The organism is Streptomyces asoensis (assembly GCF_016860545.1).
Lineage (GTDB): Bacteria > Actinomycetota > Actinomycetes > Streptomycetales > Streptomycetaceae > Streptomyces > Streptomyces asoensis.
The window spans coordinates 768,208-784,941 of the sequence record NZ_BNEB01000003.1; the positions used below are offsets into that span (position 1 = coordinate 768,208).

Genomic DNA, 16,734 nt, shown 5'->3' on the forward strand with positions numbered 1-16,734 from the left:
AAGGGGTGGCCCTACAGAGCGGCGTGCAGCGCGGTGGCCATGGGCAGGCCGATCCCGAGTCGCGTCTTGAGCTGGGCCGCTGTGATCGGTTCGCCGTGCTCGGTGCGGTGGGACGTCGCGATGGAGCGTGCTTCGGTCAGTAGCGGCTCAGGAATCTTGGCCACGGGCGCAGTGGGAGCCGGGGCGATCTGAGGAGCGATCGGGGCCGGGGCCAGAGGGGTGAAGGGCGCCGCAGGGCGGGAGGCCTCAGTTGCCGTCTCGGGCTGCGGGTGGATCTCGTCCGGCACGGGAGCCGGTACGGCGGGGCGCGCAACGGTGTGGAAGGCACGCAGGAGCTGCGGGCCGACGGAGCCCCAGCCGAGGAGGAGCAGCGGGGCCACCGCGTCGACGGCGGCGCGGCCGTAGTGTCCGGCGACGATCGGTTCTGCGACGTTAAGGGCGAGGGTCAGCAGTCCGGAGAAGTGCATGAGGTGGGTGGCAGCCGTCATCTGGTCTGCGGGCAAGCCACGCAGGGAGAGGTAGCGGAGCGCGACCAGTAGGCCGACCACGGACAGGTCCACCATCGGGGCGATGAGCGGGGCGATCGGGTCGGGGACGCCGAGGCGCAGGGCGAGGGACCAGACGTTGCCGAAGGAGAAGACGAACGCCAGTGCGGCGATGACGATCATGACGGCGGTGATGGTGCGCTGAGTGATCCGGTCCTCTGTCATGGGTGTTCACCTCCTCTCCTGGGTGTCGGGAACGCGCGAGCGGGGGGGCAGGCTGCTCAGGCGTCGAGCTTGGTGAGGTCCACGTCCGTCAGGCGAAGGCCGAGGAAGGCTTCCAGGAGGACGGAGGGGTCGGCGGTGAGGTGCGCCGTCTGTTCGGCGACGCGAGCCGCTTCCGTGTCGGGCACGTAGGGCGTGCGGATGCGGGTGAAGCCGGGTTGCGACTGGTGGTTCATCGACGCGACGCCGACGTAGGTGGGGTCCTGGAGGTTGATCGGGTTGGCGTCCGGCCATTCCCGGATCTCGTCACCGAGTGCGGCCACGGCGGCTTCGGCAGTCTTCTGGGCGAAGCTCAGGCCGACGGGGCACACGTCGCGGATGAAGGTGGGGATCGCGTCACCGGTGGACTTCTGAGTGGTGAGGATGACGAGCAGTCCCACGGACCGGCCCTTCTTCACCAGGTCTTCCACGAGCCGGGCGTTCTCGGCGGCGAGCGCGGCCAGCTTCTTCGTCTGCTGGTCGCTGCCCTTGTGGTCGCGGAAGTAGGTGTGGGCTTCGTCGACGATCAGCACGACCAGGGGCCAATGCTCGGACGGGCCGACGTCCCACATCGACTTCACCCCGAGCATCTGGCGCACCGAAGCCGACCGGGCGCGGCGGAGCGCCACCAGGTGCCGGAACAGCTTGTTGGCCTCTTCCAGGTCATCGCCCACGAAGGCGAACATGCGTTGGACCCAGTCGGCGTAGTCGCCTTCGTACGCAGCCGACACCTTGCCGTCCGCGCAGGCGAACTGTACCGCGGGCGATGGTGCCCAGTCGGAGAGAAGCCGGTTGATCAGGCTGGTCTTGCCGAAGCCGGGGAGGCCGGCCACGGTGACGCCGGGTACCTGCGTGAGGTTCACCGAGACGGGCTGCGCGTACTCGTCCAGGCCCAGATCCCACCGGGCTGTCTCCTCCGGTGGCTCACCCGTGGGGTGGTGCTCGGTGGGGAACTTCAGCGGATCCAGTCGCACACCCCGGATGAGGACCTGCCCAGGCTTGTCCTGGGTGACCGCCACTCGTGTGCACCGCCAGGCGTCCGCGAGGTGCGGGCCCGCTTTCTGGAACTGCTGGAGTCCAACACCAGGCAGGCACTGTGCCCGCGCGATCACTCCGTACGCGTCGTGCTTCACCTTCAGGGAGGGGATGAGGACGCGCGGCTTGATGGGCTTGCCGTTCGTGTTCGCCAGAGACGCCAGGGCGGTCGGGGTTTTGTCCGTGGCCGACAGCTTGAGCATTGGTGCGAGCCGCTTCCAGCCCCAACGCACGCGTACGGCCTGCCGTATGGACTGCTGGGTCATGGCATCGGCGCGAACGTAGCGGACGACCCACCAGACCGCCCATCCGACGAGCACGGCGAGCGGCAGGGCGACGACGAGCGGGACTTGACCGAAGATCCCTTCCGTCGGGACGTTCGAGTCCTTCATGTGTGGCTCTCCAACGGGTTGTAGAGGAAGGCCGCCAGGGCCGATTTGAGGGCTGCCCGATCCGCCGACGCGTCGAGGCCGGGATAGCCGTAGCCGACGAGCACGGCCGCCACCGAGTTCACGAGTGATTCGGTGAACCGGGCATCCGGCCCGGCGTGAGGCAGCGGGTAGCTGCGCTCAGCGCCGGACCGGGAGGTGGTGACGCTCACGCCGCCTCAGCGGCCGGGGTCGTCAGGTCCAGGCGAGCCGCGCGGTAGGCGATGCCGTCCGAGAGCGAGCCGTTGAAGATCCGCGCCCACGGGGTGGCGAACAGTTCCACCGGCATGACCGGGACACCCGGTCGGAGGCCGTTGGGCAGTCCGGTCTCCGGAACGGTGATCTTCAGAGCTTCGGCACGGTCCTCCTCCATGAAGAAGAGGGTGATCGTGTAGAGCTTCGCGCCGGTCTCACGGTCGGTGGCGAACTGCGTCTTCTCCTGGTCCGCGTACTTCGGCACCGGCAGGGTGCCGACCATGAACGACGAGGTGGGGAGCAGGCCAACACGGATGCGTGCCATGGGAGTTGATTCCTTTCGGTTGCGCTCCACCAGAGCGGTGGGGCGTGATCACCATTGAACATAGCTGACCTAGCAGTGTCAAGTGAATCGGGTGAGCTAGGTATCAGCTGACATAGGCCACCTACGTCAGTGGGGTGTGCTAGGGGTGCTAGAAATCGCTACTCTTGGGCCATGAGCCCCGCGCCAGAGAGCAAGCAGGACCGTCGGCCGCCGTATCAGCACGCTGCCGACGAGCTTCGGCGCGACATCTTGCAGGGGCGGATCAAGCCGGGCGAGCAGATGCCGTCCATTCGCGAGCTGCAAGAACGCTTCGGCGTGGCCAACATGACCGCGAGGTCCGCACTCAATGTGCTGCGCGACGAGGGCTTGATCTACACGATCCATGGACGCGGCAGCTTCGTCGCGGACCACAGCGCCGGCGGGGAGCCCTCGGCGAACTACACCGCTCCAGCTTGGTACCTGGCGAACCAGGACGAGAAGCCAGGCAGGGCAGGGCAGGGTGAGGGCGGGCCCGACGCCGCCGAAGCGGCCGAAGACGCCGGGACCACCCTGGCTGAAGTACTCACCGCACTACGTGACGAGATCCGTGTTCTCAGCGCTGATCATCAGGAACTGCGACGTGAGGTCGAGGAGCTGAAGACGGCTCAGCAGCCGAAGCCGTAGTCCTGATCTGGGCCACTTCCTCTCGCAACTCCCCGGTCTCCCTGCTGAGGCGGACGACCATGGCCCGCATCTCCTCGATCAGCGCGACTACCTGATCCGTGTCCCCGACGTGAATGCTGGTCGACCCCATTTCGTTGTCCGGTATGTGCTCGGTCATCGCTCCCTGCTTGCTGCCGCGCCGCCGTTCCGTGCCGCACTTGCTCGAACCGCCGGGACTTGCCCACGGCATCCGCTTCTCTCTCAGGTTGATCGACTACTGCGCTGCGGTGCTGTTCAGAGTTTCTTTACTGGATCAAGGCGGCCCGCCTACGGCGGTCCGCGCGCGCTGGCGGCCACGGGCCGCCGCCGCTCCCTGTCTCCGCCACCGCTGCGCCGGCCCCCGGCCACTCAGCGCGCAGCACCGCCAAGCCAGACAGCCAGGCCAGGAAGCGACTCGCCCAGCCCGAGCACCAGGACCAGGCCGAGCCCGAGCAAGCACGCCCCCGCCGTCCAGATGGCCGCCGTTTCGAAAGCGGGAGACGTGGCTGATACCGGAACGGGGTTGCTGGAGACACACGTGACGGGTGCTCGTTCGGCGCACTCGCCGCCGTGGCTGACTTTCGGGGGCGCAGGCCAGAACTGCGCTTCCCATTACTGGCCTTCAACCGCTCTCCTCTGTAACTCAGTGACAGCCGACGGAGGTTGTAGTCGCACCCGGATCCGAGCACGCCGACCGCCCCGGTACCATCGGCACCGGGGTCCTGATCAGGGCTTCCGCGACCGGACCACCCGGAATGCTGTCGAGGCTGAGGGGTGGTCCGGTCTTTTGCTGTTGTCGTCCCCGCGAGGGTGGCGCGAGACGGGTCGGTTGGGGTTCGGGTCAGATCAGGGCTTTGCCCACCTCGTAGATGGTGGGCCGGTCCCCCGGCGCATGGCTGAGCATCGCTTCGACCAGGTCGCCCAGCTCACCGGGCACCTTCACGGGCCGACGCCGACCGTTGGCCACCGCCTCTCGCTGCACGGGGCGCGGAGCGTCGTCCGGGTACTCGACCGCCCGCCAGCCCGTGGCGGAGACGAGCAGCGACGCCCCGAGCGCGTAGATGTCGGCTTCCTGCGTCGGCTCCGCTTCTCCGGTGTCCAGCACGCTGCGGGCGATCTCCGGAGCCTCGTAGTGGACGAGGCAGCCGCGGAACGGGAAGTCGTACCCCTGGGGTACCTGGCCGCCCCGGGCAAGGGCGAGGTCGATGAGGTGCGTTCGTTCCGGGCCGACGATGAAGTGGGCGGGTTGCACGTCGCCGTGTGCCCAGCCCCTCACGTGGAGATCGGCCAGGGCTTCGACGCATCCCAGCGCCACGCTGGTGCTCGCTTTGATGGACGAGCCCTGCTTGCGGCACGGCTCCCACAGCTTGTGGAGATCCGGCCCGTCGTGCCACGGCTGGAAGTTCCACGTGCCGTGTTCCCATTCGCCGTACGCGATCTCGTCGAGGCCGAGGCGATGCAGGACGGCACCCTCGCGTGCAGGCGCGAGCGCGGTCCAAGGCTGGGCAGGCCACTCGGCCGTTGCCTCGATCGGATAGCCCAGCTTCACGGCGAAGTGGCCCCGGTGGCTCTGCACCTCCCAGACCGTGGAGCCCCGGCGGTTGATGACCAGGCGCTGAGTCGTGGGCATGAGCGCGTCGAGCACCACGATCGGCAGTTCAGGGGTTGGGCCGGACAAGGTCTGTTCTCCTTCCGAGCGAGCGCGGCCGACCTCGAGGCGAGGCCGGCCGCGTCACTGTGTCGAGGGTTACGCCTGACCGTACGGTCGGCCGCAGTCCGAATCGCACTGTGCGAGGTTCGTTCCGTCCACGGTCCACAGGTCATCGAAGACCACGAACCCGGCCGCCTTCATGGCGCGCGCCGAGGTGGCGACCTTCTCCGGGTCGCGCGCTCCTCCACCCGGCTTCGGGTTGTGGTGCAGGAAGCGGCCCGCGTGCTGTGCGCACAGCTCGGCGTACTCCTTCGTGTGCAGGATGAGCGCGTGCAGCCCGAGGTCCACGTCGTCCGACGGAACCATGGGCACGGTGGCCGTGGCCGCCGCGACGAGGAACGCGACCGCCTGGTCCGCGATCCGTTCAGCGCGCTCGGGGGACTGCCCGTCGTGGACCACCACGAAGCGGGCGAGGCTCTCGAACAGCTCTTCACCAGCCACCGCGCGACCGGTCTTCTGGTCGCTCGCCGTTGCCGTCATGTGCCATCTCCTGAGGTGAGGTGGTGCGTGGCGCTTACATCCCGCCCTGATCGCCGAGCTTGGCGCGCGGACGATCGGGAAGCGGGCTTGAAGGCCGGCCCCGAACGGGTCGGGGAGCCGGGAAATCGGCACCCGTTCGGGGCGGCCGGTCTACTGGCTGGCGCCGAGGAAGAACAAGGCCCCGGCACATAAGCCGATGACGCGCTTCACAGCGGGACCTGACTGTTGCCGTTCCGCGCGGCCAGACGTGCGCTCAGCTCTTCCCGCGCACTGGGTGCCACCACATTGCTGGGCAGGGCATCCCACTCCTTGCCGCCACGGACCGGCCGCATCTGCACTCGGCCACCGATCTCACCCATGACGACACCGATATGCCCGGTGACACTGTCTTTCGCCAGTTCACCGATGTCTGGTCTGGTCTGCTGATTGCTCGCCATGCACACGAGCATCGCGAGCCGGGCACCACCGCCAAAAGGTCAGGCTGATTACCCAACTTGGGTAACATCGCGACAAGTAGAGAATCCGCGACGTTGCGTAGCCCTCGCAGTGTGGGAGCTTGCCCAATGCCCGACGCCGACCGGCCACAGGAGCTCCCTGCCCGGCTGCTCACCGATCCCGAGATGATCAATGCGTGCCGGGTACGGGACTTCGGCAGAGTCTTCCGGCTGGTGAAGACCAGAGCGGGCATCTACCCGTCGATGATCGCCAGGCGATGCGAGCTGACGCCCAGCCGTGTTGGTGAAGTCATTGCAGGCCGTCGCCAGTTGCTCCACATGGACGTTGTCGAGCGCATCGCCGACGGCCTACGCATTCCAGGGCACATGCTCGGGCTCGCCCGGCGCACGTGGGAGACACCTCAGGCTCTCGTCGTCACCGAGCGCGAGGCACCCCAGGTGGCGGGGCCGGAACAGCAGCCTCCCGCGTCGCTTCCGGGCCCCGACGTGGACAGCATCCTTGCGCTGACCACGCGAACCAACCTCAGCGCAGCCACACTTGCAGCCTTCCGGTCATCTATCGAGGACTACTGGCGACGAGACGACCAACACGGCGGGGAAGCTCTCAGGCCGGCCGTCGTCGGACAGCTCCGGTATGTGGTCGGACTTCTGAAGGAAAGCCGACCGCCGGCCATCCAGAACGGCCTGTACGGAATCGCGGCCGAGCTCGCACGCCTCACCGGCTGGACCTACTTCGACGCCCGCCAGTACAACCAGGCGCGCGCCTACTTCACCGAGGCACTGCAACTCGCGAAGGCCATCGACGACCGCCAGTTCATGGCCAACGTCCTCGCCTGCATGAGCTTGCAGGCGACCTACCAGGACAAGCCCGCGGACTCCCTGGCACTCGTGACCGCCGCCCAGGACCAGGCCCGCTCAGCCAGCGACACCACCCCGCGCGTTCTGTCGATGCTGTCCATGCGCGAAGCGTTCGCCCATGCCACGCTCGGCAGCAAGACGTCCACTCACCGGGCGATCACGGAAGCGCACCGCCAGTTCGAGCAGATCCAGGCGAGCGACCCGGACCCGTCGTGGGTGGCCTACTTCGATGAGCCGAAGCTCATCGTGGATACGGGCATTGCCCACGGCCGACTGGGCGAAGCAGCGACCGCTGAACCGTTGATCGCGGACGCCTTGCGCCGGGAAGCCCACACCAACCAGCGGGGCCGCGCGTTTCACGCGTTCTGGCTGGCTCGTACGCAGCTGGACCAAGGCAAGCTCGATCAGGCGTGCCACACCGCCACGCAAGCTCTGGAGCCCGCATCGGCGGTGGCTTCGGAGCGGGTGTCGGGCCACCTCAGGGAGTTCTACGACCAGTTGGCCCCACACAGGCAGGAGCCCGTAGCCCTGGCCTTCGAGTCACGGCTACGGGAGCTCCTGCCAACAGTCAGCGGATCGCTTCATCCATGAGCAGGTACAGGAGGCCGACGAGGGATCCGCTACTCACGATCTCGCGGCGGTCGATCATCCCCCGTATCTCGCTGAGGGGTATCCACTCGATGCGGTCAGACTCGTTCTTCTCCGTGGGCGGACCCTCGTAAGTTGCCCCGTCCGCACGAAAGACGTGGTGCTGCGAGTCCGTGATGCCGTTGGCCGGCTCGGCGTAGATCAGGGGCTTGATGGGCCCAGGCCGCCAGCCCGTCTCCTCCAGGACTTCGCGGGCCGCCGCCTCCTCAGGAGTCTCGCCCTCCTCGACCAGGCCCATGGGCAACTCCCAGGCCCAGGAGTCCGTGATGAAGCGGTGCCGCCACATCATCAGCACCTCTTGGCGGTCATTGACGACGGCGGCCACGGCCAGGTGCCGCAGGCGAACGACGTGATACTCCCACCTGCGCCCGTCAGGCTGCTGGACGTCGACCAGACACAGATTCACCCAAGGGTTGGTGTAGATCTGTCGCTCACCGTGGGTCTTCCACTCCATACCTGCGGCCCCTCTCGATCGGACTCCAGGATCTCAGACCGATCCGAAGGCGGACGCAAGTTCACCTCTTTCATGTCAGCTTGACGAGAAGCCGCCGTGCACACGGCTCCGGAGGCTGCATGGGTCATGAGCAACGCAGCAGGCCACAACCTTCCACGTGGAAAGGGAGGCGGGACGAGTCCATGGATAGGCCACGGCTGGCTCAGTCGGGACGGGGCGATCGGCACTCGCAGCCAGTGCTTCGGATGAATCTCAGCGCTGGGTACGAAGCAGGCTCGGGGAAAGTAGTGTGCCGGCATGGAAGCTGGAGACATCGCTACATGGGTGGGCGTTCTGATCACCCTTGGTATCTCAGTGGCGACATATGTCCAGTCACGCAGGCAGGCGCGTATCGCGGACGAGGCAAACATTGCGAGCCAAGAGCAGGTCGAAGCAGCTCAGCGGAGGGCAGTTGCCGTTGAGGACAGCCTCGCTGAGGCTCTGCGCCTGTTGGCTGAGCGTGGCCTCACAGAGGCACCCCCTACGCCTGCCATGTCGGGCGGACCTGGCGCAGTCCGTTGGAACTTGGAGCGGCGGGGGAAGCACTCCTACTTGCTGCGGAATGTGGGTACGGCCACGGCAACAGGCGTTCATGTTGATCGCAATAGAGCGACGCCCATCGTTCGCAACATGCCCGAGAACGCCACGGTGCGCCCCGGCGAGTCCCTGCAGTTCTTAATGGCTCCTACGTTCGGCAACCCTTTGCCGGGCGAGGTATGGGTTGTCTGGGAGGGGCAGCCAGAGGCGATCAGTGTGCCCCTGCCGTGACTTGGGGTGGGCCAGCAGACCCCGTGCAGCAGTACGCGTAACCACCTGTCAGACCGGGGCGCCGATCGGAGCTGTGCGCCTCAGAAGGCCCTCAGCCTGGGATGCTGCGAGCATTTGTTGCTCATAGGGGCCGACCCGGGCGGACGGTAGGGGTGCGGGCCTCCCTCTGCCGTGTCGCTTCCCCGCTGTTCCCCGCCTGATCTGGTGCGCTTGTGGTGCGCCTCGTTACGTCCTTTCAACATCTCGCCTCGGCTTGAAGCGCTCGGGGAAATCACGGTGATCCTGGTAGGGGAGGCGTGGACGGGAACCGCTGATGTTCCTCAAGTCGCGTGCTGCGAGAGTGCGGTTGGGCATCCTTGGCCCATGTCGCTTCCGGTCATCGCCATGTGCATCTCTGTCGCCAGTGCCAGTTTCACGTTGGCGAACTGGTTGACCTCCATGGCTACCTACCGGAGGGGCGGACCGCGGCTGAAGGTCAAGGTCCAGTTCGCTCCGTATGGACTCCTCCCAAAGGAGGGGGCAACAGATCCCTCCAGGATGCGGGTGTCCTGGCATGTGCACGTGGCTAACACAGGGGCAGCAGCGATCGAGGTGGAGAAGGTTGAAGTCACCCCTTGGATCCCACCGCGTCTGGTGAGACTGGCCCTCTTCCCCGGGAAGATCCTCCTTCGGAAGTTCGTGTCTCGACCAGGCGGAGCGAGAGCCCTTCGGACCGGGGTGGTCTGGCTGGACGGGGCAGACAAGATGCGCATCGAGCCCTATGGAGGGGCACGTTGGGTCGTGAACGACTCGCTGCTACCCGACTCACGCGACTCGCTGGATGTGTGGTCACCAGAGGCCTTCGGGATGATCAGGCTCCGCGTCACGCTCACCAACGGCCGGGAGGTGACCAGCAGGGCGGTCCGCTTGCACAGGGTTCTTCAGAGGCATGAATACGTCCGTAGCAACCTGACTCTTCTGGAGAAACAAATGCGCGACAGGTTGCCCGTCCATCCTTCTCCCCCGACGGGCAGCAGCAGGGCTGAGCCCAAAACGCAGGAAAGGCCCTGACTGGTATGTCAGGGCCTTCCGCTGTCTGCTTGTGCCTCGCACGGGGTCTCCGTGTCGTTGCCCTAGTCGACCCTTAAGGGTGGAGGACGACCTTCGGGTGCACCTGTGCTGCTAGGTCAGGACTGGTTCCGGATGAACCTGATGATCATGATGATGAAGCCGGGAAGGGCGAACCCCACCACGACCCCGGTGGCGATGGCCTCGAAGTACGAAACGTGATCCATCATCCGCTTGAGGGTCCCGGCCACGAAGCCGACGAAACCCCCAGTCAGCAGAATGATCCAGATCTCGTACTTCCGGAGCTTCTTGCCGCCGTCGTCTCCGTTGTGGCCGCTGCTACCGCCGGAGCTGCTACCGCTACCGCCACCGTTACCAACGCTCGGTACCGGAACCTGCGGGCTGCTGTGCGCCGCATTCATTTGCAACCGATCCTTCTTTAGCGCGCCTACGAGGTGAGCTGTCGGATTCGGGCCGGTTGAGTTGCCCGGCCGCACCCCTGGGAGAGATGCGGCTTCACCCCTAGCCGACTGTGAGCTGTCGGCACCTACCTGGGTCCCCCGCTCCTGCCGTTCCCTTTGATCATCGACTGGGCATCCGTACGCGGCGGCAGGATTCGGCGCTCCGCCCGGATGGCCCCACCGAGTCTGCGGCGGGGGCTTGTCGTGAGGGAGATCTTGGCTCACCGATGTCCGAAAATCCCAACGGAACCGGGCGTTTGTGGGGTTACTCACGACTGACACTCAGTGCCGCGCCAGTATGACTAATAACCGCAGGTCATAACGGTGTTGACGATGCGTCAGCTCAATATCGGGGAAGTACCTGGTAGATGCGCGTAGACACCTTCGGGACGTCGTGCCACAGACAGATCGCCAGAGGGCGGACTCCGGGGTCCAGGAGTTGTTACCTGTGTCAGGCAGATCGACGTCTGACGGGCTTCCGGGAGGGGGCTCCGGGCGTACGACGGACGTCAGGGGGTGCGCGCCCCCGCGCACTGCCGACGGCGCAGGGACACGGCGAACGCCATCTGCGCCAGGTTCTTCCGGTCCCACTCGGCCTCCCGCTCGTCGTGGGTGGTCCGGGAGTCGAGGATGTGACTTCCGCCGGGCCACTCGGAGGGGTTGCGGAAGTCGTAGTGGTTGTCCCGCAACTGACGGGCGGCTTCCCAGTGCTCGGGGCACAGACCGCGCGGTATCGGGGCGCTGCGGCCCGCAGAGCTCGTGCGAACTGGCCGCCGTTGGCCTTCAGTGGGATACAGAGTCGACGGCTCCCTCCGCCGGCCGACCCCACGGCCCCGCCCATCACCACTGCGCACGGCAGGAGACCTAGCTTTCTGTGACAGACCCATCGCGCACAGGCGCGGCGCTCTCTATGATCTGTTCCGTGACTGGGGTAACTGGCTGGATCTGGGATCCGGACTCATGGCAAGAGTGGTCCATCAGACTTCTTCGCCAACAATACGGCGCAGACAACGTCTTCAAGGTCCCAGACCAGGATGGCGGGGATCTCGGAATCGAATGCTTCACACGCAGCGGAATCGTCTATCAATGCTACTGTCCGGAGAATCCGGACCTTGCACCCCGCGCACTCTATGAAAATCACCGAAACAAGATTACCGCCGACATTAAGAAATTCATCGGCAACAAGGACGAGCTGATTCGCTTGTTGCGCAGTGTGAAAATCAGAAGCTGGATTCTTTTTACGCCACGGCACGAATCTTATAGAGCGGTCCAGCATTGCGCAGATAAGGCAGCTCTAGTGCGTGCGGCGAACCTCCCTTACGTGACAGCAGATTTCATTGTAGATGTCCATGAACTTGCCGACTATAAGGAATCTGCCGAGATCCTAAATCGCGGCCCCGTACTTCCAGCACCTGTCAGAATCCCGGCGACCGTGCCACGGCAGAGCGCCGACGGCATTGACTTTCGTCTCGTAAATAGCCCTCTCATCTCAAAAATGGACGAGAAGCTTGCCAAGATTCCCCAACTGGTGAACGCCGAGAAACGCGCAACTTTTCGGGGAAATCTCTTGGGGAGCCACCTTGCCGGTGAAGGCCTTCTTGATCGCTATCTGGAATCCATCCCCGAGGTGCATCAACAGATTTTGGATTGCATCGAAAGTGTCGAGAGAGGGCTCCTCTTGGCGTACGGTCCGGGCGATTTGCCCCACAAGGTACTAGGAGGGGTAGTAGATGAGGTTCGAGAGCGAGTCGAACAAGTAGTCCCTGGAATCGCCCGCAGCAATGCTGAAAGTATCGCCTACATGGCAGTTGTCGAATGGCTGCAACTCTGTCCGCTTGATTTTGAGGAGGCTGGCTAGAGATGCGAGAAGGTGACACTTCGATCAACTCGGAAATTAATCAGCAACCCATCATTTTCAGGAGCCGCCCTCGTCCCGTTCCCCCAACCAGCGTCACCGCATGGCGCATTTCTGCCTTGATCCTCACGCTGAGTAAATTTCATGGTTCCTCTGCAAGTGCGGACCACCTGAACATCCTGATGCATTCGCTGCGCACTCCTACGACACGCGCTCGATTTGTAGCATGGTGGGAGGGATCATTCGTAGCAGGCATCGGATCGTTCAACCTGGAGCCATCTCTAGAAATCACGATCAGGCTTGCCCACGCCGATGGGCTGGTTTCCGTTTCCCCAAAAGGAAGAATCAAGCTCCTGGAACCGGGCATGCAGTTTGCGCTAGCGATCGCCCGTGAGGACGACGTCCTCACGGAGGAAAAACAGTTCCTTGAAAGCATTGTCCCGATCTCCACCGCTAAACTGACTCGCGCCATGGCGCTCATTCGTTAAGGGGCGCCGGCCATGCTGCGTATCACTGCAATTTCCATCAATTCTGTTACAGCAGTTGGAACGGCTTCCTTTTCAACACAGTTCACGGATGGGCTTACCGTGATCCGTGCCAAGAATACTTCTGGCAAGACTCTGCTGCTCAATTCGATGATGTACGCTCTCGGCCTGGAAGGCACCCTGCAGCCAGGTAAGCAAGGCGTACTGACCACCGCCCTTACCAAGACAGTGACCGTAAATGGAAGAGAACATCCAATACGGCAATCTTGGATCGATCTCGAAATCTCGAACGGGACCTCGCACATTACGGTTCGGCGATACGCGTTGCCGCCGGACGGCATTAAGCCCGGACTAATCACTGTCTGGGATCAGGCACTACTTTCGAGGGCAGCAGAAGCTGTTCCACAGCCGCGGCACTATTACGTAGGCCGCGGTGGAACCGCGCAGAACGAAGCAGGATTTCATCACTTCCTCGCCCGCTTTCTGAGTTGGAACCTCCCTCAGGTTCCAACATATAACGGAAAAGAAGTGCCGCTCTATCTCCAAGTCCTGGCTGCACTCTTCTTTGTGGAGCAAAAACAAGGTTGGTCAGGCATCGTCCCAAAGCTTCCAACGCAATATCAGATTCGGGAGCCCCTAAGGCGCTCTATCGAGTTCTACCTCAGACTCGACGTGTTAGAGCGTGCTCGTAGGCGAGCTGAACTACAGCAAGGACTTTCTGTAATTCGCGCTGAGTACGCCAGCCTACGTGGTGCGCTAGACGCTGCTGCACACCTTTCCAATGCGCGAGTTATGCCAACTAATGAATTCGGCACATCGGCTTTCTATAGAACACCCCTATTTGGCGCCACGTCGGATACCGTCGACGTTGGCACAGTCATCACCCTGTATCAAGACGATCACTGGGAATCGCTCAATGCCAACCTGCTGCGCTTGCAAATTAGCATCCAAACTCTAGCCGCTGAAGAGCGCAATCCCATTCTAGGGCCGGAGTCTGCAACTCTAGGAGTCGAGCTCCATGAGGCAAGGGAAAGACTTCGTTCGATCACAGCCGAACTGCAAGCGCTTGATGACTCAGCAAATATGCTCGATATGCAGCGAGGCACTTTGGCTAAACGCCACCGACTGCTGGAGCAGGAGCAGCGTCGATACAAAGACATCAGTTCGCTAGAAAGTCTAGGTGCTGAGTTTTCCCGACATGCGATTGCCCATCACGATTGTCCAACATGCCAGCAGTCGCTTGAAGGTACTGAGCTGATGTCTGGAGCGCCAGCCCTATCTACCTTGGAGAGCGCTGCCCTCGTAGACCAGCAGATCCAGACCATAACTACGATCATCGGTGACGCCGAGCGCAGCGCCCGTACCAATGAAGCAATTCGAGGAACTCTGGAACGCGAATCTGGGGAAATTCGGGCGCGCATCAGGGCTATCCAGGACGACCTTGAGGGGCATGCCCCACGTGCTTCAATTGCGCAGATCCAGAAGAGAATCGTCGAAGAGGCGCGGTTGCAAGAGCTAGTGCGACTTCGCGATAGTGCCCAGGTCACTTGCAATGACCTCATTGACGCTCAACGGCGAGCCGTGGCCGTGAAGACGGAACTCGATGGCCTGGGTGATGAGGTATTTAGCGCGGCAGATCTAGAGAAGTTCGATTTGTGGCAAAGCGCGCTGCGCGTCATGCTCTCCGCTTTCCACTTCGGCGTATTCTCACCTTCTGAGATCTCAATTGATCCTCAGACGATGCGGCCAACCCACATGCAGGGCGATCTAGGATTCCAGGGATCCGCCAGCGATGGACTTAAGATGCGCTGGGCCTACATGCTGAGCCTCGTTCAGTCAAGCAGTGCAACGGGGGGATGCCACCCTGGATTGCTTTTGCTTGATGGACCACGAATGTATGACGTCGAGGCATCAGCAATGAAGCCTTTCCTTCAGACGTGCGCAGATCTCCCGGTGCAAGGACGTAGGTCTCAGATCATTCTGACACTCAGCGAGAAACCAGAAGTCATCGCAGAATGGCTTTCTGGTTTCAACTACTCAATTATCAACATTGAGGACAAATTGCTCTCCTATAGCTGAGACTGATCGAACTTCCCGATGCGAACCCCTTTGTAGCGAGGTCCGTGAGGTCAAAGGTGATGAGTTTTGCCGGCTGACATGGCCATTCCTCGGCCCACCGCTTTCCCTGGCTCCCATCCCGTCTGCCGTCGACCCATACACCGTGGAGCGGGCGTGGTTCAGGGCGTCAAGGTGGAGCGCGCCACTGTACGAACGACGGCGACGCCGGCTGGTCTCCGAGCCGTCTGCCCGGCACGTGCCACAGTCGTGCCAGATGCAGGGGTCAGCCGCGGTTACCAGGGGTGAGTGGCAGGCAGCATCGTGTCGACTAGCGTGGCCGGGGTATCCGCAGGTCACCTGCCTTACTACCCAGCCTCTCTCCTAAAGCGGGGCTTTAACAGGGGCGATCTCGGAAGCAGTTTCTGCCCGTCCTCACGGGGACTCAACGGTGGGGGGCCGAGAGGAAAGTCCTGCTGTATTGCGCTGATACCCTCGCCCAGCTATGCCGAGATCGTGGCGAATCGCGGAATGGAATCCGTCGCGCGATATCCGGTATCTCTTATATGCCCTTTCCCACTCCGCTGCGTCCGCCTCAATCAATCCGCGTGCATAGTCGCTCAATTGCCACAAGGACGAGCGAAACGCATGTGCAGCCCTACCGACTTGCTCATCTCCGATCATTTGTACCGTTTCGTAGGCGAGTGCCAGGCGCCTGTCAGATTCAGCAATCTCTTTCATCCCATCTTCAGTGGAAACAGGAGGGGGCCCTTCGAGGAGATTCCTTGTGGTAGCAAGCGAACGCGCAGCACCAACCTGAACATGTGCTACATGGATTAGCTCTCGGTACGCCTCGAATCGGCGCTGGCTCCACTCGCGTTGCACTTCCCGCTTCCATCGGAATCGCTCAGATAGCGCACTGCCAGCGAAGGAGACAACCCCGCCGATCACGACGCCTATCAGAGTTGGGAGTTGAACAGCCAAGCTCACATGTCCCCCAAATAGATCGGTGAATCTCAGATCGAACTACGCAATCGCTCCCTTCCGTGTGCCGCCAAGTAGTCTGCCCCGCGGCATGCTTGCCCAGCCCTCCCCCTGCGATTCAGGGCGCTACGGCACTCGCCAGGCCGGACGAAGAGGGGCAGCGGGCTCGCAGGACAGCACTCAAGAGACCCTCACCGGTGGTTCCTCTGCACGAGCACCACACCGGGTGAGTGTCTAACTGCGTGACAACGCCGACGAACAGCAGCGGACAACCACGGACGTCTGCGGACCATCAGCGCAGGTGCGAGGCACACCAGCCCAAGGCAGCGCCCCCGCCCAAGTTGCTTCGGGACGAAGAGGTCGCTCCGCTAAGGTGCGCGGCATGACCGACGACGCCCCGGCTTGTCCCGAGTGCAGCCAGCCCATGAAGTCCGGCGGCTTCGTCCTCTGCGGGCGGGAGGACGACGGCCGGCGGACCTGCCGGACGTTGTGGGGGTGCAGCGGTCGGCATGTCTGGTGGAACTGGGCCGACCGGCCGGACGAGCCTTTGGAGCCCTGCCCCGTGCCGGAGCTCTTCCGCTGACATCCAACGTTGACATCAACGCCCCCGGACGGCGGCGACACTCAGCACCCACGTGTGGCACCGGTGACCGAAGTGGGCCCCATCCAGGGCGAGAGGAGATCGAACTCCTAAAGCGGGTGTCGCAGGTTCGAATCCTGCCGGGGGCACAGCAAAAGGGCCAGCTCAGGAGGGTTTCCTCCCAGGCTGGCCCTTCGTCGTTGAGCGACTACCGGCTTCGGTCCCGTCTGAACGGCTGTGCACGGCGCTGAACGAGGCGGGAACTGAGACGGACGGCGAGGGCCCCGGGACCACCACCACAGTCGGAGCGTGTACGTGCCCGTGGCTCGACCGGGGCGAATGGTGACCGCTTCCGTCGCTGCTCCTCTTCGGGCTGACGGCACTGGAACGGGAGGGGGTCGAACTCCTGAGGCGGGGTCCTCGAGTGGTGGACCGGCCTAGGGT

General features: G+C 63.6%; 17 protein-coding genes and 1 riboswitch. Of the genes, 7 read left to right on the forward strand and 10 right to left on the reverse strand.

All coding sequences use genetic code 11. The features are described from left to right. Positions 1 to 11 precede the first annotated feature (11 nt). The 4 genes from Saso_RS16115 to Saso_RS16130 are packed head-to-tail and all read right to left on the reverse strand — an operon-like array spanning position 12 to position 2,729. Positions 12 to 710, reverse strand: coding sequence for a DUF2637 domain-containing protein (locus Saso_RS16115; protein ID WP_189920901.1), 699 nt, complete (start codon positions 708 to 710; stop codon positions 12 to 14). A 56-nt stretch (positions 711 to 766) separates the two neighbouring features. After that, positions 767 to 2,173 carry an FtsK/SpoIIIE domain-containing protein gene (locus Saso_RS16120; RefSeq protein WP_189920902.1) on the reverse strand — a complete coding sequence of 469 codons (1,407 nt, stop codon included), beginning with the start codon at positions 2,171 to 2,173 and terminating at the stop codon, positions 767 to 769. Beyond that, complete coding sequence (locus Saso_RS16125) at positions 2,170 to 2,382, reverse strand: hypothetical protein (protein WP_189920903.1); 213 nt, start codon at positions 2,380 to 2,382, stop codon at positions 2,170 to 2,172. The genes Saso_RS16120 and Saso_RS16125 overlap by 4 nt, the downstream gene beginning before the upstream one ends. Then, positions 2,379 to 2,729 carry an SCO3933 family regulatory protein gene (locus Saso_RS16130; RefSeq protein WP_189920904.1) on the reverse strand — a complete coding sequence of 117 codons (351 nt, stop codon included), beginning with the start codon at positions 2,727 to 2,729 and terminating at the stop codon, positions 2,379 to 2,381. The genes Saso_RS16125 and Saso_RS16130 overlap by 4 nt, the downstream gene beginning before the upstream one ends. Positions 2,730 to 2,900: 171 nt before the next feature. On the opposite strand from Saso_RS16130, the gene Saso_RS16135 reads away from it, so the two are divergent. Next, entirely contained in the window at positions 2,901 to 3,392 is a 492-nt protein-coding gene (locus tag Saso_RS16135) for a GntR family transcriptional regulator (protein ID WP_189920905.1), read from the forward strand. 859 nt (positions 3,393 to 4,251) lie between these two features. Here the strand turns inward: Saso_RS16135 and Saso_RS16140 are convergent. The 3 genes from Saso_RS16140 to Saso_RS16150 all read right to left on the reverse strand — a co-directional run bounded on the left by Saso_RS16140 (position 4,252) and on the right by Saso_RS16150 (position 6,050). Next, on the reverse strand, positions 4,252 to 5,088 hold the full coding sequence (locus tag Saso_RS16140; RefSeq protein ID WP_189920907.1) for a protein kinase domain-containing protein: 837 nt from the start codon (positions 5,086 to 5,088) through the stop codon (positions 4,252 to 4,254). Positions 5,089 to 5,157: 69 nt separating this feature from the next. Then, positions 5,158 to 5,601 carry a glycine-rich domain-containing protein gene (locus Saso_RS16145; RefSeq protein WP_189920909.1) on the reverse strand — a complete coding sequence of 148 codons (444 nt, stop codon included), beginning with the start codon at positions 5,599 to 5,601 and terminating at the stop codon, positions 5,158 to 5,160. A gap of 206 nt (positions 5,602 to 5,807) precedes the next feature. Beyond that, positions 5,808 to 6,050: a hypothetical protein gene (locus Saso_RS16150; protein ID WP_189920911.1), complete on the reverse strand. Its 243-nt coding sequence runs from the start codon at positions 6,048 to 6,050 to the stop codon at positions 5,808 to 5,810. 114 nt (positions 6,051 to 6,164) lie between these two features. On the opposite strand from Saso_RS16150, the gene Saso_RS16155 reads away from it, so the two are divergent. Further along, a complete protein-coding gene (locus Saso_RS16155) occupies positions 6,165 to 7,505 on the forward strand; it encodes a helix-turn-helix domain-containing protein (RefSeq protein WP_189920912.1) in 1,341 nt (446 codons plus the stop codon). Here the strand turns inward: Saso_RS16155 and Saso_RS16160 are convergent. Then, positions 7,483 to 8,016, reverse strand: a complete 534-nt coding sequence (locus Saso_RS16160) for an NUDIX hydrolase (RefSeq protein ID WP_189920914.1) — start codon at positions 8,014 to 8,016, stop codon at positions 7,483 to 7,485. The two genes, Saso_RS16155 and Saso_RS16160, sit on opposite strands and share 23 nt — an antisense overlap. Positions 8,017 to 9,186: 1,170 nt before the next feature. Here Saso_RS16160 and Saso_RS16165 point away from each other — a divergent pair. Beyond that, positions 9,187 to 9,873 (forward strand): hypothetical protein, encoded by a 687-nt coding sequence (locus Saso_RS16165; protein ID WP_189920916.1) that lies wholly within the window; start codon positions 9,187 to 9,189, stop codon positions 9,871 to 9,873. Positions 9,874 to 9,989: 116 nt separating this feature from the next. Here Saso_RS16165 and Saso_RS16170 read toward each other — a convergent pair whose 3' ends face one another. Continuing rightward, entirely contained in the window at positions 9,990 to 10,292 is a 303-nt protein-coding gene (locus Saso_RS16170) for a hypothetical protein (RefSeq protein WP_189920918.1), read from the reverse strand. Positions 10,293 to 10,300: 8 nt separating this feature from the next. Beyond that, positions 10,301 to 10,476: riboswitch (cyclic di-AMP (ydaO/yuaA leader) on the reverse strand. Between the two features lie 364 nt (positions 10,477 to 10,840). After that, on the reverse strand, positions 10,841 to 11,020 hold the full coding sequence (locus Saso_RS16175; RefSeq protein ID WP_189920920.1) for a hypothetical protein: 180 nt from the start codon (positions 11,018 to 11,020) through the stop codon (positions 10,841 to 10,843). Positions 11,021 to 11,253: 233 nt separating this feature from the next. On the opposite strand from Saso_RS16175, the gene Saso_RS16180 reads away from it, so the two are divergent. From Saso_RS16180 to Saso_RS16195, 4 genes are all read left to right on the forward strand, one after another. Then, entirely contained in the window at positions 11,254 to 12,189 is a 936-nt protein-coding gene (locus Saso_RS16180; RefSeq protein ID WP_189920921.1) for a hypothetical protein, read from the forward strand. A gap of 2 nt (positions 12,190 to 12,191) precedes the next feature. Further along, the gene (locus Saso_RS16185) at positions 12,192 to 12,674 is read left to right on the forward strand and encodes a hypothetical protein (protein WP_189920922.1); all 483 of its coding nucleotides are present in this window, start codon (positions 12,192 to 12,194) and stop codon (positions 12,672 to 12,674) included. A 12-nt stretch (positions 12,675 to 12,686) separates the two neighbouring features. After that, complete coding sequence (locus Saso_RS16190; protein ID WP_189920923.1) at positions 12,687 to 14,750, forward strand: ATP-binding protein; 2,064 nt, start codon at positions 12,687 to 12,689, stop codon at positions 14,748 to 14,750. A gap of 1,342 nt (positions 14,751 to 16,092) precedes the next feature. Continuing rightward, positions 16,093 to 16,293, forward strand: a complete 201-nt coding sequence (locus tag Saso_RS16195; RefSeq protein ID WP_189920924.1) for a dehydrogenase — start codon at positions 16,093 to 16,095, stop codon at positions 16,291 to 16,293. The last annotated feature ends 441 nt before the right edge of the window (positions 16,294 to 16,734 follow it).

Excerpts from the sequence above, each read along its gene's own strand:
- Saso_RS16145 (WP_189920909.1), bottom strand. The coding sequence starts at position 5,601 with ATGACGGCAACGGCGAGCGACCAGAAGACCGGTCGCGCGGTGGCTGGT.
- Saso_RS16170 (WP_189920918.1), bottom strand. The coding sequence starts at position 10,292 with ATGAATGCGGCGCACAGCAGCCCGCAGGTTCCGGTACCGAGCGTTGGT.
- Saso_RS16135 (WP_189920905.1), top strand. The coding sequence starts at position 2,901 with ATGAGCCCCGCGCCAGAGAGCAAGCAGGACCGTCGGCCGCCGTATCAG.
- Saso_RS16185 (WP_189920922.1), top strand. The coding sequence starts at position 12,192 with ATGCGAGAAGGTGACACTTCGATCAACTCGGAAATTAATCAGCAACCC.
- Saso_RS16115 (WP_189920901.1), bottom strand. The coding sequence starts at position 710 with ATGACAGAGGACCGGATCACTCAGCGCACCATCACCGCCGTCATGATC.
- Saso_RS16120 (WP_189920902.1), bottom strand. The coding sequence starts at position 2,173 with ATGAAGGACTCGAACGTCCCGACGGAAGGGATCTTCGGTCAAGTCCCG.
- Saso_RS16195 (WP_189920924.1), top strand. The coding sequence starts at position 16,093 with ATGACCGACGACGCCCCGGCTTGTCCCGAGTGCAGCCAGCCCATGAAG.
- Saso_RS16130 (WP_189920904.1), bottom strand. The coding sequence starts at position 2,729 with ATGGCACGCATCCGTGTTGGCCTGCTCCCCACCTCGTCGTTCATGGTC.
- Saso_RS16155 (WP_189920912.1), top strand. The coding sequence starts at position 6,165 with ATGCCCGACGCCGACCGGCCACAGGAGCTCCCTGCCCGGCTGCTCACC.
- Saso_RS16165 (WP_189920916.1), top strand. The coding sequence starts at position 9,187 with ATGTCGCTTCCGGTCATCGCCATGTGCATCTCTGTCGCCAGTGCCAGT.
- Saso_RS16190 (WP_189920923.1), top strand. The coding sequence starts at position 12,687 with ATGCTGCGTATCACTGCAATTTCCATCAATTCTGTTACAGCAGTTGGA.
- Saso_RS16150 (WP_189920911.1), bottom strand. The coding sequence starts at position 6,050 with ATGCTCGTGTGCATGGCGAGCAATCAGCAGACCAGACCAGACATCGGT.
- Saso_RS16160 (WP_189920914.1), bottom strand. The coding sequence starts at position 8,016 with ATGGAGTGGAAGACCCACGGTGAGCGACAGATCTACACCAACCCTTGG.